Origin of the sequence: Kocuria sp. p3-SID1428 (assembly GCF_025149945.1) — a bacterium.
Taxonomy (GTDB): Bacteria; Actinomycetota; Actinomycetes; order Actinomycetales; family Micrococcaceae; genus Kocuria.
The window spans coordinates 16,760-43,209 of the sequence record NZ_JALXVH010000007.1; the positions used below are offsets into that span (position 1 = coordinate 16,760).

Genomic DNA, 26,450 nt, shown 5'->3' on the forward strand with positions numbered 1-26,450 from the left:
GATCCCAGTCTACGCAACGCACTGCACGACGCGCCGTGTGACAGATCACCGCCGCCTTGCTGCCTCGACCAGCGCGGCATATGCTCGAGCGCCGGTAGCTAAGCCTTACCTTAACTGGACGAGGTCAGCGCCCTGCCGCCGTCGATGCGGCGCTCAACGGGCGGTCGGATTCGTCCTTTCCGCCTTCCACACCACAGGAGCTCCACGTGTCCGATTCGAATCTCTCCGCGCTCTCCCGCCTCAGCTTCAGCCGGCGCTCGGCACTCGCCGGCCTGACCGGCCTCGGCGCCGTCGCCCTCGCCGGCTGCCAGACCGGCGACGGCGGCTCCTCGGACGACTCCTCGTCCGGCGGCTCCGACGAGCGCGGCGAGTTCCCCCGCACCATCAAGCACGCCTTCGGCGAGACCGAGATCGAGTCGGCCCCCGAGCGCGTGGCCACCGTGTCCTGGGCCAACCAGGATGCCGCGCTGGCGCTGGGCGTGGTCCCGGTCGGCATGCCGACCATCGACTTCGGCGGCAACGAGAACGGCTCGACCGACTGGTTCGACGACAAGCTCGAGGAGGTCGGCGGCGAGGCTCCCGAGCAGTACTCCGAGACCGACGGCATCGACTTCGAGGCCATCGCGGCGCTGAACCCGGATGTCATCCTCGGCGTCTACTCCGGGCTGACGCAGGAGGACTACGACAAGCTCTCCGAGATCGCCCCCACGGTGGCCTACCCGGAGGGCACCCAGCCCTTCGGCACCTCCTGGCAGGACACCACCCGCGGCGTGGGCGAGGCCCTGGGCCTGGACGATCAGGCCGACGACCTCGTCTCGGACCTCGAGGGGCAGCTGGCCGACGCCGTCGAGGCCAACTCGGTGCTCTCGGGCAAGACCTTCATCTACGGCACCGTCGATCCGGAGGCCGAGGACGAGATCTCGATCTACACCTCGATCGACAACCGCCCCCGCTTCCTGTCCTCGCTCGAGATGGAGCAGGCCCCCGTCGTCGCCGAGGAGGAGGGCGAGGACCCGGAGTCGTTCTTCATCACCTGGTCGCCGGAGCGCGCCGATGAGCTGGAGTCCGACATCCTGATCTCGTGGGCCATGTCCGAGGACGTGCGTCAGGCCATCGAGTCCGATGACCTGCTCAACAAGATCCCGGCCGTCGCCGACGGCAAGCTCATGCTGCAGGTCGACGCGCAGGAGACGCTGTCCGTCTCGGCGATCTCCCCGCTGAGCCTGCCCTGGGCCCTGGAGACCGTCCTGCCCCAGATCGTCGCCACCCTCGAGGGCGGCAGCGCGGACGCAGAGGCATCCCCGAGCGCATGAGCCATGCCGGCACGAGCCCCCGGGTCGCCGGGGCGGCTCCCTGGACCGCGCTGGTCGCGGCCCTCGTCCTCGTGGCGGGGGCCGGGCTGGCCTCCCTGTTCCTGGGCAGCCGCTCCGTCGACCCGGCGGTCGTGTCGGAGGTCCTCCTGCGCATTCCGGGAATGGTCATGGGCCAGGACTCCGGTGCGACCGCGGACATCGAGACCGCCGTCGTCCTGAGCCGGGTCCCGCGGACGCTGACCGCGATCCTCGTCGGAGCGGCGCTGGCCGTCGCCGGCGCCGGGCTGCAGGGCGTGAGCCGCAACCCGCTGGGCGACCCCGGCCTCCTGGGCCTGAACGCCGGCGCCTCGGCGGGCATTGTGATCGGCCTCGGCTGGTTCGGCGCCGCCACCAGCTGGGAGATGGGCGCCGCCTCCCTGGCGGGCACCCTCGTCGCCGCCGCGCTCGTCTTCGGACTGAGCCAGATCGGCGGCACGTCCCCCACACCGGTGGGCCTGACCCTGTCCGGGGCCGCCGTGAACGCCGGATTCATCGCGCTGACCTCGGCGATCGTGCTGACGCACTCGGACATCCTCGACCGCTTCCGCTACTGGAACATCGGCTCCGTCTCGCGCGCCGATGCCGCCGACCTCTCCGCCGCCCTGCCGCTGATCGCGGTGGGGCTGGGGCTCGTGATCTTCGGCTCCTCCGGGCTCAACGCCATGGCGCTGGGCGACGACCTCGCCCACGGGCTCGGCGTGGACCTGCGCCTGCAGCGCCTGATCGTCTTCCTCGGCGTCGTCCTCCTGGCCGGATCCGCCACCGCAGCCGCCGGCCCCATCTCCTTCGTGGGCCTGCTGATCCCGCATGCGATCCGCCGTCTGGTGGGCGGGGACTACCGCTGGATCGTGGTCCTGTCCCTGCTGCTGGGCCCTTCGCTACTGCTGCTGGCCGATGTCATCGGCCGCGTCATCGCACCGCCGCAGGAGGTCTACGTGGGCATCATGACCGTCGTCCTGGGCGTGCCCGTCCTGCTGGTGCTGCTGCGCCGCGGCAAGGGGGTGTCGCTGTGAACGCCTCGGAGATCACCGCCATGCGCCGCCGCGAGTCCCGCCGCACGGGCCGCCTGATCGCGATCATGTACCTCGCGGTGCTCATCATGCTGGCCGTGCGCGTGCTGCTCGGCGGCTACACCGTCACCATCCCGGACTTCTTCCGGATCCTGGGCGGTGAGCGCATCCCCGGCGCCACGTTCATCGTGATGCAGGACAAGCTGCCGCGGGCCCTGCTGGGCGCCGGCGTGGGCATCTGCTTCGGCTTCGCCGGAGCACTGTTCCGCCGCGTGCTGCGCAATCCCCTGGCCAGCCCGGACATCCTCGGCATCTCGCAGGGCGCTGCCGCCGGTGCCGTGATGGGCATGGCGTTCCTGGGCATGCGCGGAGCCAGCATGATCGTGACCGCGCTGCTCGGCGCGTTCGCCGCCGCCGCGCTGATCGCCCTCGTGTCGACCGCTCTGGGCGGTCGCGGAGGCGGCGGGGCCGTGGGCATCGTGGGCGAGCGATTCCTGCTCGCGGGCATCGGCATCGCCGCTCTGGGCGGGGCGGTCGTCTCGTTCGTGATGGCGCGGCTGTCGCTGCAGAGCGCGCAGGACGCCGCCACCTGGACCACGGGCTCGCTGAACCTCGCGACCTGGGACCGCATCCTCGTCGTGGCCATCGTGCTCGCGGTCGGCATCCCGGCCGCGCTGGCCCTCCACCGCGCCATGGAGCCCGCGGAGCTGGGCAGCGAGCTGGCCTCGGCCCTCGGCGCCCGCCCGGCCCTCACGAGCGCCGCCGCACTCGGACTGGGAGTCCTGCTCGCCGCCGTCGCCACCGCGACCAGCGGCCCGCTGGCCTTCGTGGCCCTGCTGTCCACCCCGATCGCCGCGGCCCTGCATCGCGGGCGGGTCTCGCTGCTCGTCAGCGGGGCCGTCGGCGCGCTGATCGTGGTCGCAGCGGACATGATCGGCGCCGAGGCCTTCGGCGACGCCCGGCTCCCCGCCGGTGTCATCACGGGCGCCGTGGGCGCCCCCGTCATGCTGTGGCTGCTGGTCCAGCAGAGGAGAGGAGCGCGCTCATGAGCGAACCGGTCTTCGACATCCGCGGGCTCAGCCTGGCCTACGGCCAGCGCGTGGCCGTGCAGGACGTGGATCTGCAGATCCGCCCGCACGAGACCACGGTGCTGATCGGCTCGAACGGCTGCGGCAAGTCCACCCTGCTCAAGGGGCTGTCCCGTCAGCTGGCCCCCAGCTCCGGGACGATCTCCTTCCAGGGCACCGAGCTCTCCCAGGTCCGCTCCAAGCACTACGCCCGCGATGTCGCACTGCTGCCGCAGACGCCCGTGGTGCCCGAGGGCCTGACCGTGGCCGAGCTGGTGGCCCGCGGCCGCCATCCCCACCGGCAGTGGTGGGGGTCCCCGGCAGCCGGCGACGACGAGGCCGTGGCCCGGGCCCTGTCCATGCTCAGCCTGCAGGACTTCGCCGACCGCCGGGTGGATGAGCTGTCGGGAGGTCAGCGCCAGCGCGCCTGGATCGCACTGGTGCTGGCGCAGGACACTCCCGTGGTGCTGCTCGATGAGCCGACCGCCGCCCTCGACCTGGCCCATCAGGTCGATCTGCTGGATCTGCTGCACGGCCTGCGCCGACCGGACGGCACCCGCACCACCGTGATCGCCGTGCTGCACGAGCTGAACCTGGCCGCGCGCGCGGCCGACCGCGTCATCGCCATGGCCGGCGGACGGATCGTGGCCGCGGGAACGCCGGAGGAGGTCTTCACCCAGCAGCGGCTGCACGACGTCTTCGGCCTGCATGCCGATGTCATGCCCGATCCTGTGGAGGGCCATCCCGTGATCCTGCCGCGGGCCCAGGTCGTCGTCTGATCGGCCCGCCCGGCACCCGTTCGCACCGCACACCGCCCCCAGGAGGCCCCATGACCCGCACGACCGCACGAGGCCCCCAGACCATCTCCGCGCTGGTGTCCGTGACCTCGGTGGAGGACCTCTCCCCGACCTTCCGCCGCGTCCGGATGGCCGGAGCGGACCTGCTCGGCGCCTCGCCCGCGTTGATCGGCGAGGGTCCCGAGATCACCTGCGCCGATGCCTACCTCAAGCTGCTGATCCCGCCGCCCGGGGGCGAGGCCGAGCACCCTGACCTGAGCCAGGGCCTCCCCGAGTGGTTCGCCCTTCCCGCCGAGCAGCGCGGCTGGCTGCGCACGTACACCGCGCGCAGCTGCCGCTGGGTCGACCTGGACGGACAGCGGGTGCCCGAGATCGCGATCGACGTGGCCCTCCATGATCACGACGCCGGCCCCGGTGGCCTGTGGTTCTCGGGCGCCTCGATCGGCTCCACGGCGTGCCTGCTGGTCCCCGGTCCCGAGGAGCCGCTGTGGAGCTCCTGGGCCCCGGGGCAGGCCGAGCGGGTCATCGCGGTCGGCGACGAGACCGCCGCGCCGGCGCTGCTGTCGATCGCCGAGCAGCTCCACCGCGACCGTCCCGGTCTGCGCGCCGACGTGATCATCGAGGTCCCGGACGACCACGACGCCTCCTCCTACCCCGACAGCTCCCTCCCCCGCACCCCGCCCGAGGGACAGGACGGACTGAGCCTGCACATGCTGACGCGCGATCCCAAGACCCGGCTCGGGGAGCCCGGCGCCCGCCCCCTGGGCGAGCTGCTGGGGCTCGAGACGAGCATCGTCGACGAGGCCCTGGCCGGGCAGCGCCCGAGCCGGTCGCAACACGCCGAGACGCCCGAGCGCGAGTGGTACCTGGCTGAGGCCTCCTCCGAGGGCACCTATGTGTTCCTGGCGGGGGAGGCTGCCAGCATCAAGGCCTGGCGCCGCATGTGCGTGGACGGCGCCGGGATCGACCGCTCCGCCGTGTCCTTCATGGGCTACTGGCGGCAGGGCCGCGCCGAGTCCTGAGAGCCGCTGCCGATTTGCGCGCGAGCGCAGCGGGCGAGTACAGTCTTACTTCGTTCGCAGGACGGGAGACCGTTCAGCAGGACACGGCTCGCAAGGACCGGGCGCCACTAGCTCAACGGATAGAGCATCTGACTACGGATCAGAAGGTTGGGGGTTCGAATCCCTCGTGGCGCACTTCACGAGAAAGAGGCCCCGCCGGGCAGCACGCCCGGCGGGGCCTTTTCGCATCCCGACCCGCCCGTCGCTGCGCCCTCCCCGCGAGGGGACGCGTCCGACGGCTTCTAGGCCTCGAAACGCGTCGGATGCGTCCCCTCGGTGCGCGACGCTCAGTAGCGGGGCTGCGCGGGAGCGGGCATGCCGTTGAGGGCTGCCACGTCCTCGTCGTCGAACTCGATCTCGGCGGCGCGCGCGTTCTCGGCCAGGTGCTCCAGGTTCGTGGTGCCCGGAATGGTGATGACCGAGCCTCCCTGCCGCTCGGGCAGCAGCGACCAGGCGATCGACACCGCGGCCTTCGAGACGCCGTGCTTGCGGGCGATCTCCTCGAGCACCGGCAGGATCAGCTGATCGTTGGCGGCGCGCGCCTCCGGCGTGAACCGGGAGTTGCGGGCGCGGAAGTCGTTGTCCGAGAACGTCCTGCCGGTCAGCGCACCGGAGAAGTAACCGCGCCCCACCGGCGAGAACGGCACGAAGGCGGCGTCGTGGTCGCGGCACCAGGAGATGACATCCCCGGCGGGATCGCCGTCGGAGACGACTCCGGAGCCGTCCGGGTCGCGGGTCCACAGCGAGTACTCGGACTGCACGGCGGCCACCGGATGGATCGGCTGGGCTCGCTCGAGCTGCTCGACGGTCACCTCCGACATCCCGATCGAGCGCACCTTGCCGGCCTGGACCATCTCGGCCATCGCGCCCCACGTGTCCTCGAGAGGGACCCCCGGGTCCAGGCGGTGGACGTAGTACAGGTCGAGGACGTCGGTGCGCAGACGTCGCAGGCTGTCGTCGATCGCCTGGCGGAGGTAGTCCGGGCGCCCGCAGCGTCCGGTCCTGGGCGGCTCCAGCTGCTCGGCGAGCAGCACGGCCTTGGAGCACAGGAAGATCTCATCCCGCCGGTCGTGCAGCGCGGCCCCCACGATCTCCTCGTTGGCGCCGCCGCCGTAGAGCGTGGCCGTGTCGATGAAGTCCATGCCGCCGTCCACGGCAGCGCGCAGGACGTCCCTCTTGGCCGCCTCGGACAGCTCCTGCCGGTCATAGGCCCAGCTCAGGCCCATGGCGCCGAAGCCCACGACCCCCACCTGATCGCCGGTCGCGGGGAAGCTCACCGGTCGCATGCCCATCCTCTTTCTCATCCGTGCAGGAAGAGGCACCGTCGTCGTGCGCCGCTGCTCGAAGACCCACGCTACGTCCCCGACGACCGAGCCGCCGCTGCAGCGCAGCGGCGGCTCCTACAGTGGGCCCATGAGCGGCGACGAGATCTGGACCATCGGGCACTGGGCCTGTGAGCAGGGGGTCTTCCTGGAGGCACTGGTCAGCGCAGGCATCGGCGCGATCGCAGATGTGAGGGCGCAGCCCGGCTCGCGGCGCAGCCCGCAGTTCAGCAGGGACGCGATGCCCGAGTGGCTGGGCGAGGCGGGCATCGAGTACCACCACCTCCAGGAGCTGACCGGCCGGCGGCGCAAGCAGCCCGAGATCCCTCAGGAGCTCAATGCCGGCTGGCAGAACCGCAGCTTCAAGAACTACGCGGACTACACGCTCACCGACGACTACGAGGACGGCATCGCGCAGCTCGTGGAGATCGCCCGCAGGCTCCCCACGGCGATCATGTGCGGCGAGCCGATGCCGTGGCGCTGCCATCGGACCCTGATCGCCAACACGCTCACCGCGCGTGGCTGGACCGTGCGCCATCTGTCCACCACGGCCGAGCCGCGGTTGCACGAGCTGGGGATGTGGGGCGCGCACGCGGAGGTCTCCGACGACGGCGTGGTCACCTACCCGCCGATCGCCGAGGACTGCGACTGAGGCCGATCAGCCGCGGGGCGAGCGGAAGCCGACCAGGCGGGCGTCGGCGCCGTCGAGCTCGGCCCACGGCTTCTGCAGCCGGAAGACGGCCAGCCCCGCGGTGGGGAATCCCGCCGAGAGGTCCATGACCGAGTCCATGTCCGAATCCGGGGCGGCCAGGCGCATGGCGACCTCCTGCACCGCGGGCTGGTGGCAGATCACCAGGAGGCTGCGGACCCGCTCGGGAGTCGCGCAGATCTCCGCGAGGACCTGCCGATCGGAGGCCTCGTAGAGCCGGTCGGACAGGCTCGCGGTGGGCGCGCGATCACCCAGAGCGCTCGAGACCCAGGTGCAGGTCTGCCTGGTGCGCAGCGCCGACGAGCACAGGACCATCTCCGGCAGCTCGCCGCTGTCCACCAGCCACTGCCCCGCCTCCGGCGCCTCGGCCTGACCATGCTTGCCCAGCGGGCGGTCGAAGTCCGCCACGCCCCACCCGGCATCCGCCTGAGCATGGCGCATGAGGATCAGAGTGCGCTCGTCCGGGCCCGTGGTCTCCGAGGTGCTCATCATGGGCTCATGGTCTCACGCACCGCGGGAGGAGGCCTCGGGCAGAAGACGAGCCCCGTCCTGATCCGGCAGGACGGGGCTCAAGGGGGCCGCGGGATGCGGCCGCGACTCAGATGGAGTACTCGGGCGCGGCCCAGACGATGACCTCGGGGTGGTCGTAGAACCGGTAGCCCTGGCCGCGGACTGTGCGCACCGTGTTGGCCAGGCGACCCAGCTTGGAGCGCAGGCGCCGGATGTGGACGTCGATGGTGCGCTCGTTGGGGGTCTCGTCGGCATCCGACCAGAGGCTCGAGATCAGCTCGGTGCGCCCCACGGTGCGGCTGCCGTTCTCCACGAGGTAGTTCAGCAGCTCGAACTCCTTGTAGGTCAGGTTCAGCACCGACCCGTCCAGCATGACCTCGCGGCGCGAGAGGTCGATCAGCACGCCGACCGACTGCGTGGTGCGGGCCTCCCGAGCGGAGACCGGAGCCGCCGCGGTCTCCGCCGCCGCCTCGACAGCGGTGGGATCGCCGAGGGCGTTGCGCACGACCTGCAGATCCCCGCCCGGGGCGCCGGCCTGGGCCAGCGCCACGGCCGCATAGCTCTCCGCCTCCGGGGCGATCTGGGCAACGGCCCGGCGCAGCTGCTGCACGACCTCCACCAGCGTGGTGCCGTTGGCGGCCGCCTTGGCCTCCCCCAGGCCGACATACAGCACGAAGCCGCGGGCCTCGGAGCTCGCGCCCGGCTCCTGCGGGCTGAGGCGCCGGTCGGCGCGCACCCGCTGGGGCGCACCCTCCGCCTCCGTGCCGCCGGGGCGGCGCATCCCGGGACGACGGCGCATGGGCGCCCCTTCTGCTCCGGCCGCCATCTGGCTCGCGGCTGCGGTGCGCGCGCGCTGCGAGATGTGGACGTACCCGGGTGCTCCGGCCATGACTGCTCCTCATGCTGTGAAGCGACCCTGCCACGGGCCGCTGCCGGGTCGAGTCTCGACCGGGCCTGCACGCCCGATGCCGCACCGAGAGGCTCTCTCCCCTGGCTCGGCCGGCCTGCCGGGGAGACCGGCAGGTGGCATCGCGCGCTCCTGCTATAGGTCCATACTCAGCCTGCTCCAAGGTTTTGTGCAAGACACATACCGACTTTTGTCTCACTATTCGAGATTAACAAATTGCAAACACGCCTATGTGCGCTCGCAACCCGTTGTCCGAGGCCCCGTCCAGATCGCTTCGGCCTGGCGGCGCGACAGGCGGGGACCCTCCGGCGAAATTACCCTCCAGTATTCGGAACACTACATATTTCTCTGTGTCAAGACCGACTGCCGCTTCGGCAACCGTGTCTCAGATAATGAGACGCCCCTCGATGCTGTGCATCGAGGGGCGCACTGGGTGTCTGCCCAGGTGCCACCGGGCAGCGGGGGCGGTGGATCAGTCGACGACGCCGTACAGACGATCCCCCGCGTCCCCCAGACCGGGGACGATGTAAGAGTTCTCATCCAGGCGCTCGTCGACGGTCGCGAGCACCACATGGACGTCGTCATCGCCCAGCTCCTGCTCCATGGCGCCGATCCCCTCGGGGGCCGCCAGCAGACACAGGCAGGTGATGTCCTGAGCTCCGCGACGGCGAAGGAAGCGGATGGCCTCGATCAGGGTCCCGCCGGTGGCGAGCATGGGGTCCAGGACGTAGACCTGACGCCCGGTGAGGTCATCCGGCAGCCGCTCGGCATAGGTGACGATGTCCAGGGTCTGCTCATTGCGGGCCATGCCCAGGAAACCGACCTCTGCCGTGGGCACCAGGCGGGTCATCCCCTCGAGCATGCCCAGGCCGGCGCGCAGAATGGGCACGACCAGCGGGCGCGGGGTGCTCAGCGCCGTGCCGGTCGTGGTGCTCACGGGGGTGCGGACCTCGATGGGCTCGACACGCACCTCCCGCGTGGCCTCATAGGCGATCAGTGTGACGAGCTCCTCCACGAGCTGACGGAACACAGGAGACGAGGTCTCCCGATCGCGCAGGACGGTGAGCTTGTGCGAGACCAGCGGATGGTCGAGAACGGTGACGCGCATGACGCAAAATTAGCATTCAGCCGCGTCCGCGGCGCAGATGCAGAAGACGCCGGAGCGCACCCGAGGAGGAGTCCCGCCCGTGGCACTGCCCCCGATGCACCGCACCCGAGTCCACGAGGCCTGGATGCGCCAGGCCCTCGAACAGGCGCGCCTGGCGCTGTCCACGGGCGACGTCCCCATCGGAGCCGTCGTGCTGGATCCCGACGGCCGCGCCGTCGGGCGCGGCCGCAATGAGCGCGAGGCCCACCACGACCCCACGGCCCACGCCGAGGTCCTGGCCATGCGCGAGGCCGCCGAGGAGCTGGGGCGCTGGCGACTGGACGACTGCACCCTGGTGGTCACGCTCGAGCCGTGCACCATGTGCGCCGGGGCGGCGGTGCTCGCACGCATCCCGCGGATCGTGCTCGGGGCCTGGGACCCCAAGGCCGGCGCCTGCGGCTCGGTCCTGGATGTGGTGCGCCACCGGCAGCTCAACCACTGGAGCGAGGTCCACGGCGGCGTGCTCGCCCACGAGTGCTCCGCACTGCTCACCGAGTTCTTCCGGGCCCATCGCGACTGAGCGGCCCCCGACCCGGCCCTGCCGATTTTGCGCACCGCCCACCCGCCAGTATGATCTTGGGCCTGGTGGCGTGTCCGAGCGGCCGAAGGTGCATCACTCGAAATGATGTTTGGTGTAAAAGCCAACGAGGGTTCAAATCCCTCCGCCACCGCGCAGAGCTGAAGGGCCCTGCTTCCCCGAGATTCCGGGGAAGCAGGGCCCTCAGTCGTTCCCGGACCGGGCGAATCGGGCACAACCGACCCCGAGACGGTTTGATCCAGTGCCTCCGCAGCGACACTGGGGTCCGCGTAGGCATCGACGGCCAGTGAGCGCCCGAGCATCCGCTGTAGAGCCCTCACGTTCGCGTCGGCCGACGCCGCCAAGGCAGCTGCCCAGCACCACAGGTCGTGCGGCACGCGTCCGGAGGCCCTGGAGCCCGAATCACCCAAGGCGGATCAAAGCGTATTCCCCCTGTGGGCGCAGGCTGATCGCATCTCCTACCACCCAGCCCCGGGAAACCTTTGCAGTTGCCAACCACCTGCCCGCCGTCCCAGCGTTTGATGCTCTGAAGATGGATCCATAGGCCCGCGATCACGTAGGTTAAGACACTTCAGCGCTGGACCAGCACAGAATATAATATATCTAGTACATCACAATGCGCTATCCACGCCCCCCCCCCCCTAGGCCAAAACTATCTTCAGCTGGGTAGGCGAATGACACGCATTACGGCATACTGACCACGAGAGCATATCTGCGACATATATTAACGTAAATCGACTCCTTCATTCAATCACAGACCCCACGACGAAACCGGTCCGGCTCCACGCCCCGAGCGCGAGGACCTTCACTGGAACAACCAGACCGCGTTGGCGACCGTCGCCACGACACTCGTAGCCACTATCAAAGTCGGGCACGATACATGCGAAGCAAACACGCGCCCGCGACGACGCGGCGACAATACCCTCAATCAAACACGCGCACCTTCACCCCTCACCCTATTGCGCCACCCTCCCTTCAGTTCGAAAATAATATGGATTTCAACCCTGGGAAATTTCGCAGTCAAGCATCAGATTACATTCGCCACACTTTCCCCATCACGCTCAGCAAAATGAATTAACGAACACTCACTCCAGCAACACGCTCCAGGATTCGACGGAGGTCGGCTCAACCTGATTGACGCAAGCGAGAGCCTCTCAACTACCACGGCCCCGCGAAGATGGCCCGTGTCGCGCAGGTCTGGCCACACCCCACCTCACAACAGGACCACAGCAGCGCCCCCACTAGACTGTCGCCGGCATATAAACTGAAGTGGTTCAACGAACTGGAGTTCCGAATGGCCGAATGGCTACAGATCCTGACCGCATGGGCGACTATCGCATCTGCGCTCGCAACAATCGGCCTTCTGTTCATGGCCGCCTACACCGCCTATATCGCCCTCAGGACGCTTAGTGCATCCCAAGAAGCAAATCACCAAGCCCAACTCGCCTCGGCACGAGCCAGCGATCAGGCACGCACCGATTCAATACTTCGCACTCGTCCATATGTATTTGCAGAGATATTGCCAAGTATCACAGGCTCCGCATCGTACGATCTACAAATTCGCAATGTCGGCCAGTCTGCCGCTCGAGATGTTGTCGTAAAGCTTGACCGACCCCCAAAAACTTCCGATGAAATTGCCTCAAAAGTTCTTAAAGATCTCGAACAAAAACGAGACCTGCCGCCCGGAAGCAGTTTACGAACCTACTGGCACCTCGGACTCGAAGAGGGGAACAAGTTCGTGCTAGCAGACGGAACGACCTCGACAGACCCAGCAGGCCTCCCCTTGGAAGGCACCATAATTCTAACTTATCACAGCGATGACATCGAACAGCCAACGTACACCGAACGGTACCCGTTCGACGTGAATACAGCTGGCCTTTGGCCTATCCCAGAAGACGGTATTAACGCAAAGTCTTTGGACCCCAACGCCAAAGCGATTCATAGCGTATTGACCGCACTGAGCAGACATATTGGAATGCTACGGTGGTAGGTATTCATGATTGGTATATCCACATCTTCAGCATATGCGCGAGATAGCCGCATTATATTTTTCGAAGCTGATCGGCAGGCCGACCGTCTGCCTTGCACTCATTACACGCCGCCCATGCCGCATCACTGTCGGCCCGGCGCCTAGACTGGAGGCCCGTCCCAGAGATCGATGCGGCCCGTCGTGCCGCCAGGAGAAGAGCCTTGAGCAGCATCACCGTGAACGTGACCGACCGCGAGGGCGCCCGCACCGAGGGTGTCGAGTGGAAGTCCCACGAGTCCCTGATGGAGGCGCTCACGCGCCACAAGTTCCCCATCCTCGCCACCTGCGGCGGCAACGCCTCGTGCTCCACGTGCCACTGCTACCTGGACGGAGCGTTCGAGACCACGCAGGAGAACTCCCCCATCGGAGATGAGGAGGAGGACCTGCTGGACATGCTCGACGACACCCGCCACGACGACTCCCGCCTGACCTGCCAGGTCGAGTGGTCCGAGTCGCTCGAGGGTGCCGAGATCACCATCGCCCCGGAGTGGTGAGCGGGAGGCCCTCACTATGACCACTGCCCCGGAGGATCAGCTGGCTCGCGCGGCGAGCCTGCTGCGCGAGGACCTCACGACCCGCGCCGCCTACGTCTCGGACGCCTCGATCTACCGTCGCCTCCCCGCCGCCGTGGCGGAGCCGCGCACGGTCGAGCAGATCCGCGATCTGCTGGCGCTGGCCCATGAGCGCGGCTGGTCCGTGATCAGCCGCGGCGGCGGCACCTCCGTGGCCGGCAACTCCATCGGCGACGGCCTGGTCATCGACACCTCGCGGCATTTCAACCGGGTCCTGTCGATCGATCCGCAGGCCGAGACCGCGGACATCGAGCCCGGTGTGATCTGCGACGACCTCCGCGCCGCGGCTGCCGAGCACGGGCTGACCTACGGACCGGACCCCTCCACGCACGCGCGCTGCACCGTGGGCGGGATGGTCGGCAACAACGCCTGCGGATCGCATTCGGTGGCATGGGGCACGGCGGCCGAGAACCTCGTGGCGGTGACCGTCATGCTGGCCGACGGCAGAGAAGTCGAGCTGCGCGCCGGCGGGACCTCAGGGCCCGCCCTGACCCGTGCCCTGAGCGCGCTGCGCGATGAGCACCGGGCCATGCTGCGCACCGAGCTCGGCCAGTTCCCCCGCCAGGTCTCGGGCTACGGCCTGCACTACCTGCTCGAGGAGAACGGCTTCGACGTCGCCAAGACCTTCGCCGGCACCGAAGGCACCTGCGGGATCATCACGCGGATGACCGTGAAGCTCGTGCGCAGGCCGGCGGCCACCGCCCTGGCAGTGCTCAGCTTCGCGGACGCGATCGCCGCGGCCCACGCCGCCCCGGCGCTGCGCGTGCGGGGGGTGACCACGATCGAGGGCATGGGCGGGGACCTGCTGGACGCCCTGCGCTCGCGCCCCGGCAACGAGACCGCCGGATCCGAGCTGCCCCCGGGCGGGGGCTGGCTGTACTGCGAGGTCGGCGGCGAGACCGTGGAGGCGGCCCAGGCCCGAGCCCAGCAGCTCGAGGGGATCGTGGAGGCCTCGGGCCGCGCCGAGGTCCAGGGGGCCGTCGTCGTGGTGGATCCTGCGCGCACCCGAAGCCTGTGGCGGATCCGCGAGGCCTCGGCAGGGATCGTCACCCGCCTGCCGGACGGCGGCGAGGCCTGGCCCGGCTGGGAGGACTCTGCCGTGCCGCCCGAGAACCTCGGCGACTACCTGCGCGATCTCTATGCGCTGCTCGACGAGCTCGAGCTGCGCGGCATCCCGTTCGGGCACTTCGGCGAGGGCTGCGTGCACATCCGCATCTCGTTCGACTTCGGCACCGAGGCCGGGGTGGCCCGCTACCGCGAGTTCATCGAGCGCGCCTCGCAGCTCGTGCGGCACTACGGCGGCTCGGTCTCCGGCGAGCACGGCGACGGCCGGGCCCGCTCCGAGCTGCTGGGCATCATCTACTCTCCCGAGGCCCTGCAGGCCTTCGCCGCCTTCAGGCGCGCGTTCGATCCCGCAGGATTCTTCAACCCCGGCGTGCTCGTGGACCCCGAGCCGATCGACCAGGGCATCCGCCCCGGCCCCGGGGCGCGCACCTTCGACCTGAAGCCCGTGCACGCCTTCAGCCACGACAACGGCTCGTTCGCAGGCGCGGTCAACCGATGCGTGGGCGTGGGCGCCTGCCGCTCGGATGTCGGCGCCATGTGCCCGTCGTTCCAGGCCACCCGGGACGAGGTCCACTCGACCCGCGGGCGCATGCGCTCCCTGGCGGAGATGCTGCGCGGGGAGCACCTCAAGGACGGCTGGAAGGCCGAGGAGACCCTCGAGGCCCTCGACGGCTGCCTGTCCTGCAAGGCCTGCGTGGCCGAGTGCCCGGTCAATGTGGACGTGGCCACCTACAAGTCCGAGTTCCTGCACCATCACTACGGCGAGGGCATCCGCAGCTTCGTGGGCCGTCGCCGCCGCCCCATGGCGCACCTGACCATGGGCTGGCTGCCCGTGCTGGCGCGGCTGATGAACGCGGTGCCCGGGGCGCCGTCGCTGGTCAACGCGGCCATGAAGGTGCAGCCGCTGCAGAAGGCGGTCATGCGCCTGGGCGGCGTGGAGTCCCAGCGCGAGATGATCCGCTTCGCCGACCGGCCGCTGACTCGCTGGTTCTCCTCACGGCCCGGCGAGGACCCGGACGGGCGCCCGTCGGTCGTGCTGTGGCCGGACTCCTGGACGAACTTCATGGACGACGGGCCCGGCAAGGCCGCAGTCGAGGTCCTGGAGGCCCTGGGCTACCGCGTGCTGATGCCCGCCGGGAACGTGTGCTGCGGCATGACCTGGCACTCGACCGGCCAGCTCGAGGCTCTCAAGCGCGAGGTCGCCCGCACCCTGGACGTCATGGAGCCGCTGCTGGAGGCCGGCTATCCCGTGATCGGGCTCGAGCCGTCCTGCACCGTGATGCTCCAGGACGAGATCACCGAGCTGCTGCCCGATGACCCCCGGGCCGCCGATCTCGCTGGGCGCACCCTGACCCTGGGGCAGTTCACCGCGCGCCACCTCGCCGAGGGTGGGAAGTGGCCATTCGAGTCCCTGGAGCACGACGGCGCCGCGCGCGAGGCCGTGTGCCAAGTGCACTGCCACCAGAAGTCGATGATCGGCTACGACGCCGAGCTCGACGTCCTGCAGCGACTGGGCGTGGACGTGGACATGGTCGGCGGCGGCTGCTGCGGTCTGGCCGGGAACTACGGCTTCGAACCGGGTCACCTGGAGGTCTCCCGCACGCTCGGGGAGCGCGAGCTGTTCCCCAAGATCCGCGCGGCCGGGCCCGATCCCCTCGTGGTGGCCGACGGCTTCTCCTGCCGCACCCAGATCCGCGAGGGCACCGACGCCTCCGGCCGGACCCTGGCCGAGGTCATGCGCTCGGCGCTGCCCGAGGCCCGCTGAGCCGGCTGGTGGGATCGCTGCGGCCACGAGCCGCGGCATCGGCATGGCCACGACCCTCGAGACCGCCGCTGTGCTGTCGGGGCCCGGCCTACGATTGCTCCATAGAGGCCCGGACCACGTCGGCTCGGACCCGCGACACCTCAGCAGGAGGCCCCTCATGTCGACTCGCACCCGCCCCCTCGCCTTCAGCGCACTCTCCCTGGCCGCGCTGCTCGCCCTGAGCGCCTGCGGCGGCTCGGGGGAGGACCAGGGCAGCACCGACAGCTCGTCCGGCTCGGCCTCGCAGAGCGCCTCGGCCTCTGCCGAGCCCACGTCCTCCGCGTCCCCCTCCGACTCCTCGGCCTCGGCCGCCGAGTCCTCGGATCCGGTCTCCGCCTCGGCGGATGTCTCGGAGCCGGCTGCTGACGAGTCCGCCGATGCCGCCGCAGGGGAAGCCGCTGCAGAGCAGCCCGCCCAGGAGGCTCCAGCCGACGAGGCCCCGGATTCCGCGTCCGCCGCTGACGGCTCTGCCGCACAGGCGCCGGCGCAGGAGAGCACCGATCCGTCGGCCGGGCAGCAGGGCACTGCAGCGGCGCCCTCGGCCGGTCAGGAGGGGGCGGCAGCGGCGCCCTCGGCCGGTCAGGAGGGGGCGGCAGCTCAGGCCGCACCCGCCGGCGTGTGCGATGCCTCCTCCCTGGCGGGGTCGCTGCAGCCGGTGGATGCCGGCATGGGCTCCGTGCACTACCAGCTGGTCCTCACCAACACGGGCTCGCAGCCCTGCGTCCTGTCCGGCTACCCGGGCGTCTCCTACGCGGATGCCGCGGGACAGCCCGTCGGCATCCCGGCCTCGCGCGCACCGGAGGCGGGCGCTGCCGTGACCGTGGCACCGGGCCAGTCGGCCTCGGCGGGTCTGCGGGAGACCGCAGCGGGCTCCTACGGCCAGGTCTGCAACCCGCACGAGACCTCCGCGCTGGTCGTCTACCCGCCGGGCAGCACGGAGGCGCTGAGCATCGCCCATTCGACTCAGGCCTGCGGCAACCCCAAGATCGGGCAGCTGCAGGTGAAGGGCTTCGGTGCCTGAGCCCTCCGAGCGCGCAGCACCTGCCCAGGTCCGAGGGCTCCCCGCAGACGAGGAGCCCTCGGACGGACGCCCCGCGCCGGGCTCGTCGCTCGAGGCGTTCTCGCCGGCTGCCCGCGACTGGTTCACGGGCGCCTTCTCCACGCCCACCGCCGCCCAGGAGGGCGCGTGGAAGGCCATCGCCGGAGGCGAGCACGCCCTCGTGGTCGCTCCCACCGGATCCGGCAAGACCCTGGCCGCCTTCCTCTGGGCGATCGACCGGCTGATCTCGCAGGCGGCCGTGCCGCAGCCCGCTGAGCCCCGCTCCGGCTCAGCCGCCCCAGGTGCGCCGGCTGCCTCAGCAGCCTCAGCAGCCTCAGCAGCCTCAGCCGAAGCGTCCTCCGAAGCTGCTGCTGCGAACGATCGTTCCGGATCCGACCTGCGCAGGAAGGCCTCGAGCGCCTCGTCCAAGCGCAGGGCCACCACGCGCGTCCTGTACATCTCCCCGCTCAAGGCGCTGGGCGTGGATGTGGAGCGCAATCTGCGCTCGCCCCTGATCGGGATCACCCAGACGGCGCGCCGGATGGGGCTCGAGCCGCCCGAGATCTCCACCGGCGTACGCTCCGGGGACACCCCGCAGGCGGTGCGGCGCGCCCTGCTGGCCTCGCCTCCGGACATCCTGATCACCACGCCCGAATCGCTGTACCTGATGCTCACGTCCAAGGCCCGCGAGTCCCTGCGCGGTGTGGAGACCGTGATCCTGGATGAGGTCCACGCCGTGGCAGGCACCAAGCGCGGAGCCCACCTGGCGGTCTCGCTGGAGCGCCTGGACGACCTGCTCGAGCGCCCGGCCCAGCGCATCGGGCTCTCGGCCACCGTCGACCCGGTCGAGACCGTGACCCGCTTCCTGGGCGGGAGTCAGCCGGTGGCGGTCGTGCGCCCGGAGTCGACCAAGCGCTGGGATCTGGAGATCAGCGTGCCCATCCCGGACATGACGGTGCTGGGCGGACCGGCGGCCTCGGGCTCCCTGATGGAATCGGACTACGACGCGGACGAGCCCGCGAACGTCGCCTCGATCTGGCCGCATGTGGAGGAGCGGGTGGTCGATCTGGTCGAGGCGCACCGCTCCACGATCGTCTTCGCGAACTCCCGCGGCCTGGCGGAGAAGCTCACCGCCCGGCTCAACGAGATCCACGCCTTCCGGCTCGAGCACGCTCCGAAGGCGGACGATCCAGCCGAGAGCACGGCCGGCGAGGCGACCCAGCCCAGCGGGATCGACCGGCAGCACAACCGCTACGAAGGCGCAGCGCCCCTGCTGGCCCGAGCCCACCACGGCTCGGTCTCCAAGGATCAGCGCGCCCTGATCGAGGAGGACCTCAAGTCCGGCGTCCTGCGCTGCGTGGTGGCCACCAGCTCGCTCGAGCTCGGCATCGACATGGGGCTCGTGGACCTGGTGGTGCAGATCGAGTCCCCGCCGTCCGCGGCCTCGGGGCTGCAGCGCGTGGGCCGCGCCGGCCACCAGGTCGGCGAGATCTCGATCGGGCGGATGTTCCCCAAGCACCGCGGCGATCTGCTGGACGCGGCCGTGACCGTGGAGCAGATGCTGGCCGGGCGGGTCGAGCCGCTGCACATCCCGTCGAATCCGCTGGACATCCTGGCCCAGCAGACGATCGCGGTGTGCGCCACCGAGACCGTGCCCGTCGAGGACTGGTGGGACACCGTGCGCCGGGCCGCGCCGTTCCTGGGTCTGCCCCGCAGCGCGTTCGACTCGGTGCTGGACCTGGTCTCCGGGCGCTACCCGTCGGACGAGTTCGCGGAGCTGCGCCCGCGCGTGGTCTGGGACCGGGACGAGGGCACGCTCACCGGCCGCCCCGGGGCCCAGCGCCTGGCCGTGACCTCGGGCGGCACGATCCCCGACCGCGGACTGTTCCCCGTGCACCTGGCCGGGCAGGACGATTCCTCGCCCAAGCGGGTGGGCGAGCTCGACGAGGAGATGGTCTACGAGTCCCGCACCGGCGATGTGATCGCTCTGGGCGCCTCGTCGTGGCGGATCGCGGAGATCACCCATGACCGAGTGCTCGTCACCCCGGCACCGGGGCAGGCGGGCAAGCTGCCGTTCTGGCACGGCGACGGCATCGGCCGGCCCGTCGAGCTCGGTCGCGCACAGGGCCGCTTCCTGCGCGAGGCCTCGGGAGCCGCGGAGCCGGCGCTGCGCGAGCGGCTGGCCGCCGACGGCCTGGACACCTGGGCGCAGGACAACCTCCACCGCTACCTCACGGAGATGCGCGAGGCCGTCGGGCACGTGCCCTCGGACCGCACCCTGGTCGTCGAGCGCTTCCACGACGAGCTCGGGGACTGGCGCGTGGTCCTGCACTCGCCCTACGGACTGCCCGTGCACGCGCCCTGGGCGCTGGCCGTCGGGGCGCGGCTCGAGGAGCGCTGGGGTCTGGACGCTTCAGCGCAGGCCTCTGACGACGGCATCGTCCTGCGGCTGCCGGCCACCGATGACCAGCCGCCGGGCGCCGAACTGTTCCTCTTCGACCCGGAGGACCTCGAGCAGATCGTCACCGAGCGGGTGGGGTCCTCGGCGCTGTTCGCCTCCCGCTTCCGCGAATGCGCCGCCCGCGCGCTGCTGCTGCCGCGCCGGGATCCCGGACGACGCACGCCGCTGTGGCAGCAGCGCCAGCGCTCCGCCCAGCTGCTGGACGTAGCCCGCAAGCACCCCCAGTTCCCGATCGTCCTGGAGACGGTGCGCGAGTGCCTCCAGGATGTCTACGACCTCCCCGCCCTGCAGGAGCTGCACCGCCAGATCGACCGCCGCGGGCTGCGCATGGTCGAGGTCACCACCGAGACGCCCTCGCCCTTCGCCCGCACCCTGCTCTTCGGGTACCTGGGGCAGTTCATCTACGAGGGCGACTCCCCGCTGGCCGAGCGCAAGGCCGCCATCCTCTCCCTGGACACCGCCCTGCTCTCCGAGCTGCTGGGCCGGGCCCAGCTGCGCGAGCTGCTCGACGCCGAGGTCATCGCCCAGACCGAGGCCCAGCTCCAGCACCTGGCCCCCTCCCGGCACTTATTGGGCATGGAAGGGCTGGCCGATCTGCTGCGGCTGCTCGGGCCGCTGAGCCTCGAGGAGGCGGCGGCTCGGCTGCGCTCGGAATCGGCAGGCCGTGTCGGCGGCACCGGCCCGGCCGACGCCGCCAGTGCCGCGGCCCCGAGCAGCGCGACGATCGAGGATGACGCCTCCCCCGACGGTTCGGAGGATCCTTCCGAACAGCACGTCAGCCCCGAGCAGGCCTCTGCATGGGCGGAGGAGCTGGTGGGCCGGCGTCGTGCCTTCTGGCTGCTGCGCGAAGGGCAGCAGGTGCTCGCCGCGGTCGAGGATGCCGCCAGGCTGCGAGACGCCCTGGGCACGCCGATCCCGCACGGGGTGCCGGTCAGCTTCCTGGAGCCGGTCGAGAGCCCGGTCGAGGACCTCGTGGCGCGCTTCGCCCGCACGCACGGTCCGTTCACGGTGGCCGAGGCCTCCCGAGGCACCGGGCTGGGCCCGGCCGTCGTCGCCGGGGCCCTCGAGCGCCTGGGCGCTGCCCGCCGCGTCCTGGAGGGCGAGTTCCGCCCCGACCGGGACGAGGCCGCCGAGCCCGGGCCGCGCTCCGAGTGGTGCGACAGGGACGTGCTGCACCGGATCCGGCGCCGCTCGCTGGCTGCGCTGCGCCAGCAGGTCGAGCCGGTGGCCCCGGAGGTCTACGCCCGCTTCCTGCCGTCGTGGCAGTCGCTCGGGCCGGGGCATCGTCTGCGCGGGGCGGACGGTCTGCTCAGCGTCGTGGATCAGCTGGCGGGGGTGGCGGTGCCGGCCTCGGCGCTGGAGCCGCTCGTGCTGCGTCAGCGCCTCGAGGACTACCGGCCCGAGCTGCTCGACGAGCTGCTGGCCTCCGGGGAGATCGTGTGGTCCGGGGCCGGCTCGCTGGCCGGTGACGACGGCTGGATCAGCCTCCACCTGGCCGAGTCCCAGCAGCTCAGCCTGCCCCCGCGGGCGGATCTGCGCGCCCGCGCCGCCGGGATCGACGACGCCGTCCAGGCCGCTGTGCTGGCCGTCATGGCCGATGGCGGCGCGCGGTTCGGCCACCAGCTGCGCAGCGCTGTGGCCGAGCAGAACGATCATTCGCAGATCCCAGGCCTGGACATGCCCGCCCTCACCCGCGCCCTGTGGGAGCTGGTGTGGGCCGGGCTGATCACCAATGACACCTTCGCCCCGGTGCGCGCCCTGGTCGCGGGCGGCTCCGCCGCGCACCGGCAGAAGCCGCGCACCCCGCGCGGGCGCACCGCCGGCCGACGCGGAGCCGCCCGGCTGCGGGCCCGGGACGCGGCGCTGGCGCGGCCGTCGTCCGAGCGCACCGCCGGGCCCGCGGAGGCGAGCGATCCCACGGGGCTGTCGGGGAGGTGGTCCCTGCTGGATCCCGAGCCGCTGGAGCCCACGCTGCGCGCGAGCGCCTCGGCGGAGCTGCTGCTGGACCGCTACGGCGTGGTGACCCGCGGGGCGGTGGAGGCCGAGGACATCGCCGGCGGGTTCTCCGCCGTGTACAAGGTCCTGGCAGCGGTCGAGGAGGCCGGTCATGCGCGGCGCGGCTATTTCATCGAGGGGCTGGGGGCCGCGCAGTTCGCGCAGTCGGGCACCGTGGACCGGCTGCGCGGCTTCGCCGACGACGAGCAGGCGCGCACCGAGCCTCGCGAGCCGGTGGTGCTGGCGCTGGCCGCGACCGACCCGGCGAATCCGTACGGCGCCGCTCTGCCCTGGCCGGAGACGATCGAGCAGGAGGGCCGCACCGAGTCCACCGCGGCGGCGCGGCACCGGCCGGGACGCAAGGCGGGGTCGATCCTCGCCCTCGTGGACGGCGATCCGGTGCTCTACCTGGAGCGCGGCGGACGCACGGCCCTGGTCTTCGACGACGACCCCGAGCGGCTGCAGATGATCGGGCCTCCGATCGCCGACGTCGTGCGCGCCGGGGCAGCCGAGAAGCTCACGGTCGAGCGCGTCAACGGCGTGGCCGCACTCGGGCACGGCGCACTCGAGACCGCCGTGCGCGAGTCCCTGGTCGCCGCCGGGTTCTCGACCACGCCCAAGGGCCTGCGGATCCGCCGTGCCTGAGGGGGATTCCGTCTGGCGCGCGGCCGCCGCTCTGCACTCCGGGCTGGCGGGGCGGCAGCTGCTGCGCAGCGACTTCCGCGTCCCGGCGCTGGCCACCGTCGATCTGTCCGGGCGCACCGTCCAGGAGGCGGTCTCGCGCGGCAAGCACCTGCTGATCCGCATCGGGCCCGATCCGAGCACCGGTGCTCGCGCGGTCACGCTGCACTCGCATCTGATGATGGAGGGCCGATGGGAGATCGAGGACCTCGATCCTCTCGCGACGGGATCGGACTCTCCCGGCCGCCGTCGGACGGGCGCCTCGGGCGCGCGATCGCAGCGCCGCGCCCGGCCGAAGCACACGATCCGTGCCGTGCTCGAGACCGCAGGGACCAGGGCCACCGCCTCCTCCGTCCAGCAGCTCGTGATCGTGGCCCGGGAGCAGGAGGACCGGCTCGTGGGGCACCTGGGCCCGGACTTGCTGGCCCCGGACTGGTCCGAGCAGCACCTGCAGGAGGCGATGCGCCGTCTGCTGGAGCGCCCCGATCGCCCGATCGCCGCAGCGCTCATGGATCAGTCGAGACTGGCGGGGATCGGCAGCATCTACCGCTGCGAGCTGCTGTTCCGGCACTGCCTGGCACCGCAGACGCCCGTGGCCGATGTCCCGGATCTGCAGGCGGTGGTCGAGGATGCGCACGAGCTGCTGCTGCGCAACCGCGACAGCGGCCCGCGAGTCACCACGGGCGATCCGCGGCCCGGCAGGCAGCTGTGGGTCTACGGCCGTGAGCGCAGGCCGTGCCGGCGCTGCGGGACGCCGATCCTCAAGCGGACCTGGGACGATGCCGCCGGTCAGCGCGATCCCCGCACCGGCCTGCAGGCGCCGGCCCGCGAGCGCCCCTTCTACCACTGCCCGCGCTGCCAGCGCTGAGACCCGGACAGCCGAGATCCAGCCCTGGCTGGGCGCCTCAGCAGCCGAGTGCGGTGAGCAGCTCGGGCTGGGAGAGCTCCTCGTTGAGCCAGGGGCTCAGCAGCTGCGGCACGGCACGACTGGCCCGCAGCAGCTCGACGGGATCGACCCAGAGGAGCTCCGCGACCTCCTCGGGATTCGGCGCCGGCGAGGACTCGGCGCGGGCGGTCCACACCGGGCAGAACTCGTTCTCGACCACGCCCGAGGCGTCGCGGGCCCAGTAGGCGAACTCCGGCACGACTTCCTGCAGCTCGGACACCTCCAGGCCCAGCTCCTGCTCGGCCCGGCGCCGCAGCGCCTCCTTCGTGGGCTCGCCCGGCCCGGGGTGGCCGCAGAAGCTGTTCGTCCACACGCCCGGCCAGGTCCGCTTGCTCAGGGCACGACGGGTGAGCAGCACCCGTCCGTCATCGTCCAGGACCCAGCAGGAGAAGGCAAGGTGCAGCGGGGTGTCCGCGGTGTGGACCTCGGATTTCAGCGCCGTGCCGATCGGCAGGCGCGCGGTGTCCAGCAGCACGACCTGCTCGGGGTGCCTGGGGGTGGTCATGGTGATCGCACATCCTCACGTCGTCGTTGCCCCGAGTCTGCCAGGATGCCCCCATGTCCCGCCGCCGCGCACGTCCCAGACCGCTCTCGCCGCGCGATGGCGTCGATCCGGTCTCGGTCCGGCTCCCGGATGACCGCACCTGCACGGCGGGCGAGTACCTCCTGGCGCGCTTCCCCGCCTCGCGCGCGCAGCTCGAGCGGCTGCTCACGGACGACGAGATCGTCGACGACCGCGGCGCCCCGCTGCCCGCCGAGACCCCGTGCGCCGGTCAGCGGGTCTGGTACCACCGCGAGCTTCCGGTGGAGCCCGAGCTGCCCCACGACATGCCGATCCTCTACGAGGACGAATGGCTGCTGGCGGTCGACAAGCCGCACGGGCTGCCGTCCACGCCGCGGGGAGGGTTCATCGCGCAGACGGCGCTGAGCGTGCTGCGTCGGACCCGCGGCGAGGACGAGCTGGTCCCGGCCCATCGCCTGGACCGGGACACCGCCGGCGTGCTGCTGCTGATCCGCGATCCCCAGATCCGCGGGGCGGTGCAGCGCCAGTTCCAGGATCGGCACACCGAGAAGGCCTACGAGGCCGTCGCCCGCCTGGGCGCTGCGCGACTCGAGGACCTGCCGGATGGTCGCAGCAGCCGGCTGCTCAAGCAGCGAGGGGTGCTGCAGGCCGTCGAGGTCCCGGGCGAGCCCAATGCCGAGACGCGCCTGGAGCCCCTGAGCGCCTTCCACGACGACGACGGCCGCTGGGCACACCTGCGCCTGCATCCCCTGACCGGGCAGACCCACCAGCTGCGCGTCCACCTGGCAGCGCTCGGAACGCCCATCCGCTGGGATCCGCTCTACCCGCAGGTGCTTCCCCGAGACCCGGGCGACGTCTCGCATCCGCTGCAGCTGCTGGCGCGCACCCTGCGCCTCACCCACCCGGTGAACGGGCAGGCCCTGGAGCTGAGCAGCCGTCGTCGCCTGGAAACCCTCCCCCGCTGATGCCGCCTCGGGGATCGCGGGGCGGCGTCGGGGCGGATCGCTAGGCTGAGTCCCAGCCGTCCGCGGCAGCCCGCAGCACTTTCGACGGCAGCGCACGACCCCCACGCACAGGAGAGCCATGAGCCACGACCCCGCCGCCTCGATCCTCGCCGATGCCGTCGACGACCGCGCGGTGCGCGCAGCTCTGGCCGCCCGCTCGGTGCAGGAGCTGTTCGGGCAGCGGGCCCTCGGCATCCCCGGGACCTGGCTGGCTGCGATCACCTTCCCGGCGCCGTCGCGCACCGAGCTGACCTGGCACTACTGGTGGCAGGCGCACCTGCTCGACGCCCTCGTGGATGCAGCCCTGCGGGAGGCCTCCTCGGGAGGGGACCCGGAGCCGCTGCGCAAGCGCGCGCATCAGCTGCTGCGCGGCATCGCCGTGCGCTCGGGCGGGTCGGTCGTGATCAACAGCTTCTTCGACGACATGTCCTGGCTCATGCTGGCGCTGGGCCGCCTGCGCCAGCTCGATCAGGTCTGCGGCGCCTCCTCCGGCGACGTCCTGCGGGCCGGGAGCCTCCTGCTGTCCCAGATCCGCTCGGCGCACACCGACGACCTCGGCGGCGGCATGTTCTGGAGCCGCGAGCGCACCTACAAGAATGCCGCGACCACGGGCCCGGCGGCCCTGATCGCTGCGCGCACCGCCTCCGACGACTCCGCCGAACGGCTGCTGAGCTGGCTGCGCGAGAACCTCTGGGACGCCCAGCGCGGCGTGTTCTGGGACGGGATCAAGCTGCTGGCCGCCGGCTCCGGCCAGGAGACCACGCAGCGCGACGACGCCGTCTACTCCTACAACTCCGGGCCCGTGCTGGCGGCCGCGCTCGAGCACGCCGCCTCCCTGCCGCGCGATCAGGCTCAGCCGTTGCTCGAATGGGCGGGGCAGATGATCGCCGGTGCGGACTCGCACTTCGGGCGCGACGCCACGAGCGCTGCCGGTCGGCGGCGTCGGAGCCTGTCCACGCACGGCAGCGGCGACGGCGGGCTGTTCACCGGCATCCTGGTGCGGAACCTGGCGCAGGCGGCCGAGGACTCCCAGCTGCCCGAGGCCTCTCGCCTGACCGCACGGCGCCTGGTGCTCGACACCGCCGACGCCCTCTGGGAGGGGCGCCGCGAGTTCGATCCCGGCATGGACCCCCACGACCCCAACGCCCGTCCGGAGCCTCGGCGCGTGCGCGCGATCTTCTCCTCCGATCCCCTGCAGGATGCGGATCGGACCCAGCGCGTGGGCTCCCCGGTGCAGCTGTCCACGCAGATCCAGTCCTGGATGATCCTGGAGGCCGCGGCCCGACTGGAGCGCAGCCTCCGCTGATCGCGGAAATCCCGCACCGACCCACCACGAGACCCGACGGCTGAGGTAGACAGATCCCATGAGCTCCGTACGCACACCGGACCCGAATCCCGGCTGGCTGTCCGAGGAAGACCTCCGCGAGGCCCGTGCCCGCCTGCCGATCGTCTACGTCCAGGCGATCCCCGTGCAGCTGGATCCCGTGGGCTGCGTCTCGGAGGTGGGCCTGCTGCTGCAGCCCAATGACGTCGGCGAGCTGGAGCGCGCCGTGGTCTCGGGGCGCGTCCTTTACCGCGAGACGATCCGCGGGGCGCTGCTGCGGCACCTGGAGAAGGATCTCGGGCCGCTGGCCATGCCCATGGTCCCGCCCTCGACCGTCCCCTTCGCGGTCACCGAGTACTTCCCGCATCCGTCGGAGACGGGCTTCACGGACAACCGCCAGCACGCGGTCGCGCTGAACTACGTGGTGCCCGTGCGCGGCGAGTGCCAGCCGCGCGAGGACGCGCTGCAGCTGTCCTGGGTCACCCCCGAGGAGGCGCTCAGCGCCGACATCCAGGCGGAGTTCGCCGGCGGCCGGGGCCGGCTGATCGAGCAGGCCCTGGCGCACGTCGGCTGGGGCCGCTGAGCGG

21 protein-coding genes and 2 tRNA genes are annotated in these 26,450 nt (G+C 71.2%); 18 read left to right on the forward strand and 5 right to left on the reverse strand.

Going from position 1 to position 26,450, the window contains the following annotated elements:
- The first annotated feature begins 206 nt into the window (after window positions 1–206).
- The 6 genes from M3E84_RS02860 (at window position 207) to M3E84_RS02885 (ending at window position 5,422) form a co-directional block, all read left to right on the forward strand.
- Window positions 207–1,313 (forward strand): iron-siderophore ABC transporter substrate-binding protein, encoded by a 1,107-nt coding sequence (locus M3E84_RS02860; RefSeq protein WP_259894496.1) that lies wholly within the window; start codon window positions 207–209, stop codon window positions 1,311–1,313.
- On the forward strand, window positions 1,310–2,365 hold the full coding sequence (locus M3E84_RS02865; RefSeq protein ID WP_259894497.1) for an iron ABC transporter permease: 1,056 nt from the start codon (window positions 1,310–1,312) through the stop codon (window positions 2,363–2,365). The genes M3E84_RS02860 and M3E84_RS02865 overlap by 4 nt, the downstream gene beginning before the upstream one ends.
- The gene (locus M3E84_RS02870) at window positions 2,362–3,411 is read left to right on the forward strand and encodes an iron ABC transporter permease (RefSeq protein WP_311200417.1); all 1,050 of its coding nucleotides are present in this window, start codon (window positions 2,362–2,364) and stop codon (window positions 3,409–3,411) included. Before M3E84_RS02865 ends, M3E84_RS02870 begins: the two co-directional genes overlap by 4 nt.
- Window positions 3,408–4,208 (forward strand): ABC transporter ATP-binding protein, encoded by an 801-nt coding sequence (locus tag M3E84_RS02875; protein ID WP_259894498.1) that lies wholly within the window; start codon window positions 3,408–3,410, stop codon window positions 4,206–4,208. Before M3E84_RS02870 ends, M3E84_RS02875 begins: the two co-directional genes overlap by 4 nt.
- 50 nt (window positions 4,209–4,258) lie before the next feature.
- Window positions 4,259–5,248, forward strand: coding sequence for a siderophore-interacting protein (locus tag M3E84_RS02880; RefSeq protein ID WP_259894499.1), 990 nt, complete (start codon window positions 4,259–4,261; stop codon window positions 5,246–5,248).
- A 101-nt stretch (window positions 5,249–5,349) separates the two neighbouring features.
- Window positions 5,350–5,422: transfer RNA gene (locus M3E84_RS02885), tRNA-Arg, on the forward strand.
- A gap of 152 nt (window positions 5,423–5,574) precedes the next feature.
- On the opposite strand, the gene M3E84_RS02890 is transcribed toward M3E84_RS02885, so the two are convergent.
- A complete protein-coding gene (locus M3E84_RS02890) occupies window positions 5,575–6,573 on the reverse strand; it encodes an aldo/keto reductase (RefSeq protein ID WP_259894500.1) in 999 nt (332 codons plus the stop codon).
- Window positions 6,574–6,700: 127 nt separating this feature from the next.
- On the opposite strand from M3E84_RS02890, the gene M3E84_RS02895 reads away from it, so the two are divergent.
- The gene (locus M3E84_RS02895; RefSeq protein WP_259894501.1) at window positions 6,701–7,261 is read left to right on the forward strand and encodes a DUF488 family protein; all 561 of its coding nucleotides are present in this window, start codon (window positions 6,701–6,703) and stop codon (window positions 7,259–7,261) included.
- Between the two features lie 6 nt (window positions 7,262–7,267).
- On the opposite strand, the gene M3E84_RS02900 is transcribed toward M3E84_RS02895, so the two are convergent.
- From M3E84_RS02900 to upp, 3 genes are all read right to left on the reverse strand, one after another.
- On the reverse strand, window positions 7,268–7,810 hold the full coding sequence (locus tag M3E84_RS02900; protein ID WP_259894502.1) for a histidine phosphatase family protein: 543 nt from the start codon (window positions 7,808–7,810) through the stop codon (window positions 7,268–7,270).
- Window positions 7,811–7,916: 106 nt separating this feature from the next.
- A complete protein-coding gene (locus M3E84_RS02905) occupies window positions 7,917–8,717 on the reverse strand; it encodes a winged helix-turn-helix domain-containing protein (protein ID WP_259894503.1) in 801 nt (266 codons plus the stop codon).
- Window positions 8,718–9,207: 490 nt separating this feature from the next.
- Entirely contained in the window at window positions 9,208–9,843 is a 636-nt protein-coding gene (gene upp, locus M3E84_RS02910) for a uracil phosphoribosyltransferase (RefSeq protein ID WP_259894504.1), read from the reverse strand.
- 94 nt (window positions 9,844–9,937) lie between these two features.
- Between upp and tadA the strand changes: the two genes are divergently transcribed.
- The 8 genes from tadA (at window position 9,938) to M3E84_RS02950 (ending at window position 22,934) form a co-directional block, all read left to right on the forward strand.
- Entirely contained in the window at window positions 9,938–10,402 is a 465-nt protein-coding gene (gene tadA / locus M3E84_RS02915) for a tRNA adenosine(34) deaminase TadA (protein ID WP_259894546.1), read from the forward strand.
- A gap of 64 nt (window positions 10,403–10,466) precedes the next feature.
- A tRNA-Ser gene (locus M3E84_RS02920) sits at window positions 10,467–10,553 on the forward strand.
- 1,161 nt (window positions 10,554–11,714) lie between these two features.
- Window positions 11,715–12,410: a hypothetical protein gene (locus M3E84_RS02925; RefSeq protein ID WP_259894505.1), complete on the forward strand. Its 696-nt coding sequence runs from the start codon at window positions 11,715–11,717 to the stop codon at window positions 12,408–12,410.
- 200 nt (window positions 12,411–12,610) lie between these two features.
- On the forward strand, window positions 12,611–12,943 hold the full coding sequence (locus M3E84_RS02930) for a 2Fe-2S iron-sulfur cluster-binding protein (RefSeq protein WP_006213939.1): 333 nt from the start codon (window positions 12,611–12,613) through the stop codon (window positions 12,941–12,943).
- Window positions 12,944–12,959: 16 nt separating this feature from the next.
- A complete protein-coding gene (locus tag M3E84_RS02935; protein ID WP_259894506.1) occupies window positions 12,960–15,851 on the forward strand; it encodes an FAD-binding and (Fe-S)-binding domain-containing protein in 2,892 nt (963 codons plus the stop codon).
- 157 nt (window positions 15,852–16,008) lie between these two features.
- Window positions 16,009–16,911, forward strand: coding sequence for a DUF4232 domain-containing protein (locus M3E84_RS02940; RefSeq protein ID WP_259894507.1), 903 nt, complete (start codon window positions 16,009–16,011; stop codon window positions 16,909–16,911).
- Window positions 16,904–22,030, forward strand: coding sequence for a DEAD/DEAH box helicase (locus tag M3E84_RS02945; RefSeq protein WP_259894508.1), 5,127 nt, complete (start codon window positions 16,904–16,906; stop codon window positions 22,028–22,030). The genes M3E84_RS02940 and M3E84_RS02945 overlap by 8 nt, the downstream gene beginning before the upstream one ends.
- Window positions 22,023–22,934 carry a DNA-formamidopyrimidine glycosylase family protein gene (locus tag M3E84_RS02950; protein WP_259894509.1) on the forward strand — a complete coding sequence of 304 codons (912 nt, stop codon included), beginning with the start codon at window positions 22,023–22,025 and terminating at the stop codon, window positions 22,932–22,934. Before M3E84_RS02945 ends, M3E84_RS02950 begins: the two co-directional genes overlap by 8 nt.
- A 37-nt stretch (window positions 22,935–22,971) precedes the next feature.
- On the opposite strand, the gene idi is transcribed toward M3E84_RS02950, so the two are convergent.
- On the reverse strand, window positions 22,972–23,517 hold the full coding sequence (gene idi, locus M3E84_RS02955; protein ID WP_259894510.1) for an isopentenyl-diphosphate Delta-isomerase: 546 nt from the start codon (window positions 23,515–23,517) through the stop codon (window positions 22,972–22,974).
- A 53-nt stretch (window positions 23,518–23,570) separates the two neighbouring features.
- Here idi and M3E84_RS02960 point away from each other — a divergent pair, with 53 nt between their 5' ends.
- The 3 genes from M3E84_RS02960 (at window position 23,571) to M3E84_RS02970 (ending at window position 26,446) form a co-directional block, all read left to right on the forward strand.
- The gene (locus tag M3E84_RS02960; RefSeq protein ID WP_259894511.1) at window positions 23,571–24,500 is read left to right on the forward strand and encodes a pseudouridine synthase; all 930 of its coding nucleotides are present in this window, start codon (window positions 23,571–23,573) and stop codon (window positions 24,498–24,500) included.
- A gap of 118 nt (window positions 24,501–24,618) precedes the next feature.
- The gene (locus M3E84_RS02965) at window positions 24,619–25,845 is read left to right on the forward strand and encodes a glycoside hydrolase family 76 protein (RefSeq protein WP_259894512.1); all 1,227 of its coding nucleotides are present in this window, start codon (window positions 24,619–24,621) and stop codon (window positions 25,843–25,845) included.
- Between the two features lie 58 nt (window positions 25,846–25,903).
- Complete coding sequence (locus tag M3E84_RS02970; RefSeq protein WP_259894513.1) at window positions 25,904–26,446, forward strand: NUDIX hydrolase family protein; 543 nt, start codon at window positions 25,904–25,906, stop codon at window positions 26,444–26,446.
- Window positions 26,447–26,450: the final 4 nt, after the last annotated feature.

Coding starts and splice junctions, on each gene's coding strand:
- M3E84_RS02875 (WP_259894498.1), top strand. CDS start 3,408: ATGAGCGAACCGGTCTTCGACATCCGCGGGCTCAGCCTGGCCTACGGC.
- M3E84_RS02960 (WP_259894511.1), top strand. CDS start 23,571: ATGTCCCGCCGCCGCGCACGTCCCAGACCGCTCTCGCCGCGCGATGGC.
- M3E84_RS02965 (WP_259894512.1), top strand. CDS start 24,619: ATGAGCCACGACCCCGCCGCCTCGATCCTCGCCGATGCCGTCGACGAC.
- M3E84_RS02940 (WP_259894507.1), top strand. CDS start 16,009: ATGTCGACTCGCACCCGCCCCCTCGCCTTCAGCGCACTCTCCCTGGCC.
- upp (WP_259894504.1), bottom strand. CDS start 9,843: ATGCGCGTCACCGTTCTCGACCATCCGCTGGTCTCGCACAAGCTCACC.
- M3E84_RS02890 (WP_259894500.1), bottom strand. CDS start 6,573: ATGCGACCGGTGAGCTTCCCCGCGACCGGCGATCAGGTGGGGGTCGTG.
- M3E84_RS02905 (WP_259894503.1), bottom strand. CDS start 8,717: ATGGCCGGAGCACCCGGGTACGTCCACATCTCGCAGCGCGCGCGCACC.
- M3E84_RS02895 (WP_259894501.1), top strand. CDS start 6,701: ATGAGCGGCGACGAGATCTGGACCATCGGGCACTGGGCCTGTGAGCAG.
- idi (WP_259894510.1), bottom strand. CDS start 23,517: ATGACCACCCCCAGGCACCCCGAGCAGGTCGTGCTGCTGGACACCGCG.
- M3E84_RS02900 (WP_259894502.1), bottom strand. CDS start 7,810: ATGATGAGCACCTCGGAGACCACGGGCCCGGACGAGCGCACTCTGATC.
- M3E84_RS02935 (WP_259894506.1), top strand. CDS start 12,960: ATGACCACTGCCCCGGAGGATCAGCTGGCTCGCGCGGCGAGCCTGCTG.
- M3E84_RS02880 (WP_259894499.1), top strand. CDS start 4,259: ATGACCCGCACGACCGCACGAGGCCCCCAGACCATCTCCGCGCTGGTG.
- tadA (WP_259894546.1), top strand. CDS start 9,938: ATGCACCGCACCCGAGTCCACGAGGCCTGGATGCGCCAGGCCCTCGAA.
- M3E84_RS02865 (WP_259894497.1), top strand. CDS start 1,310: ATGAGCCATGCCGGCACGAGCCCCCGGGTCGCCGGGGCGGCTCCCTGG.
- M3E84_RS02970 (WP_259894513.1), top strand. CDS start 25,904: ATGAGCTCCGTACGCACACCGGACCCGAATCCCGGCTGGCTGTCCGAG.
- M3E84_RS02925 (WP_259894505.1), top strand. CDS start 11,715: ATGGCCGAATGGCTACAGATCCTGACCGCATGGGCGACTATCGCATCT.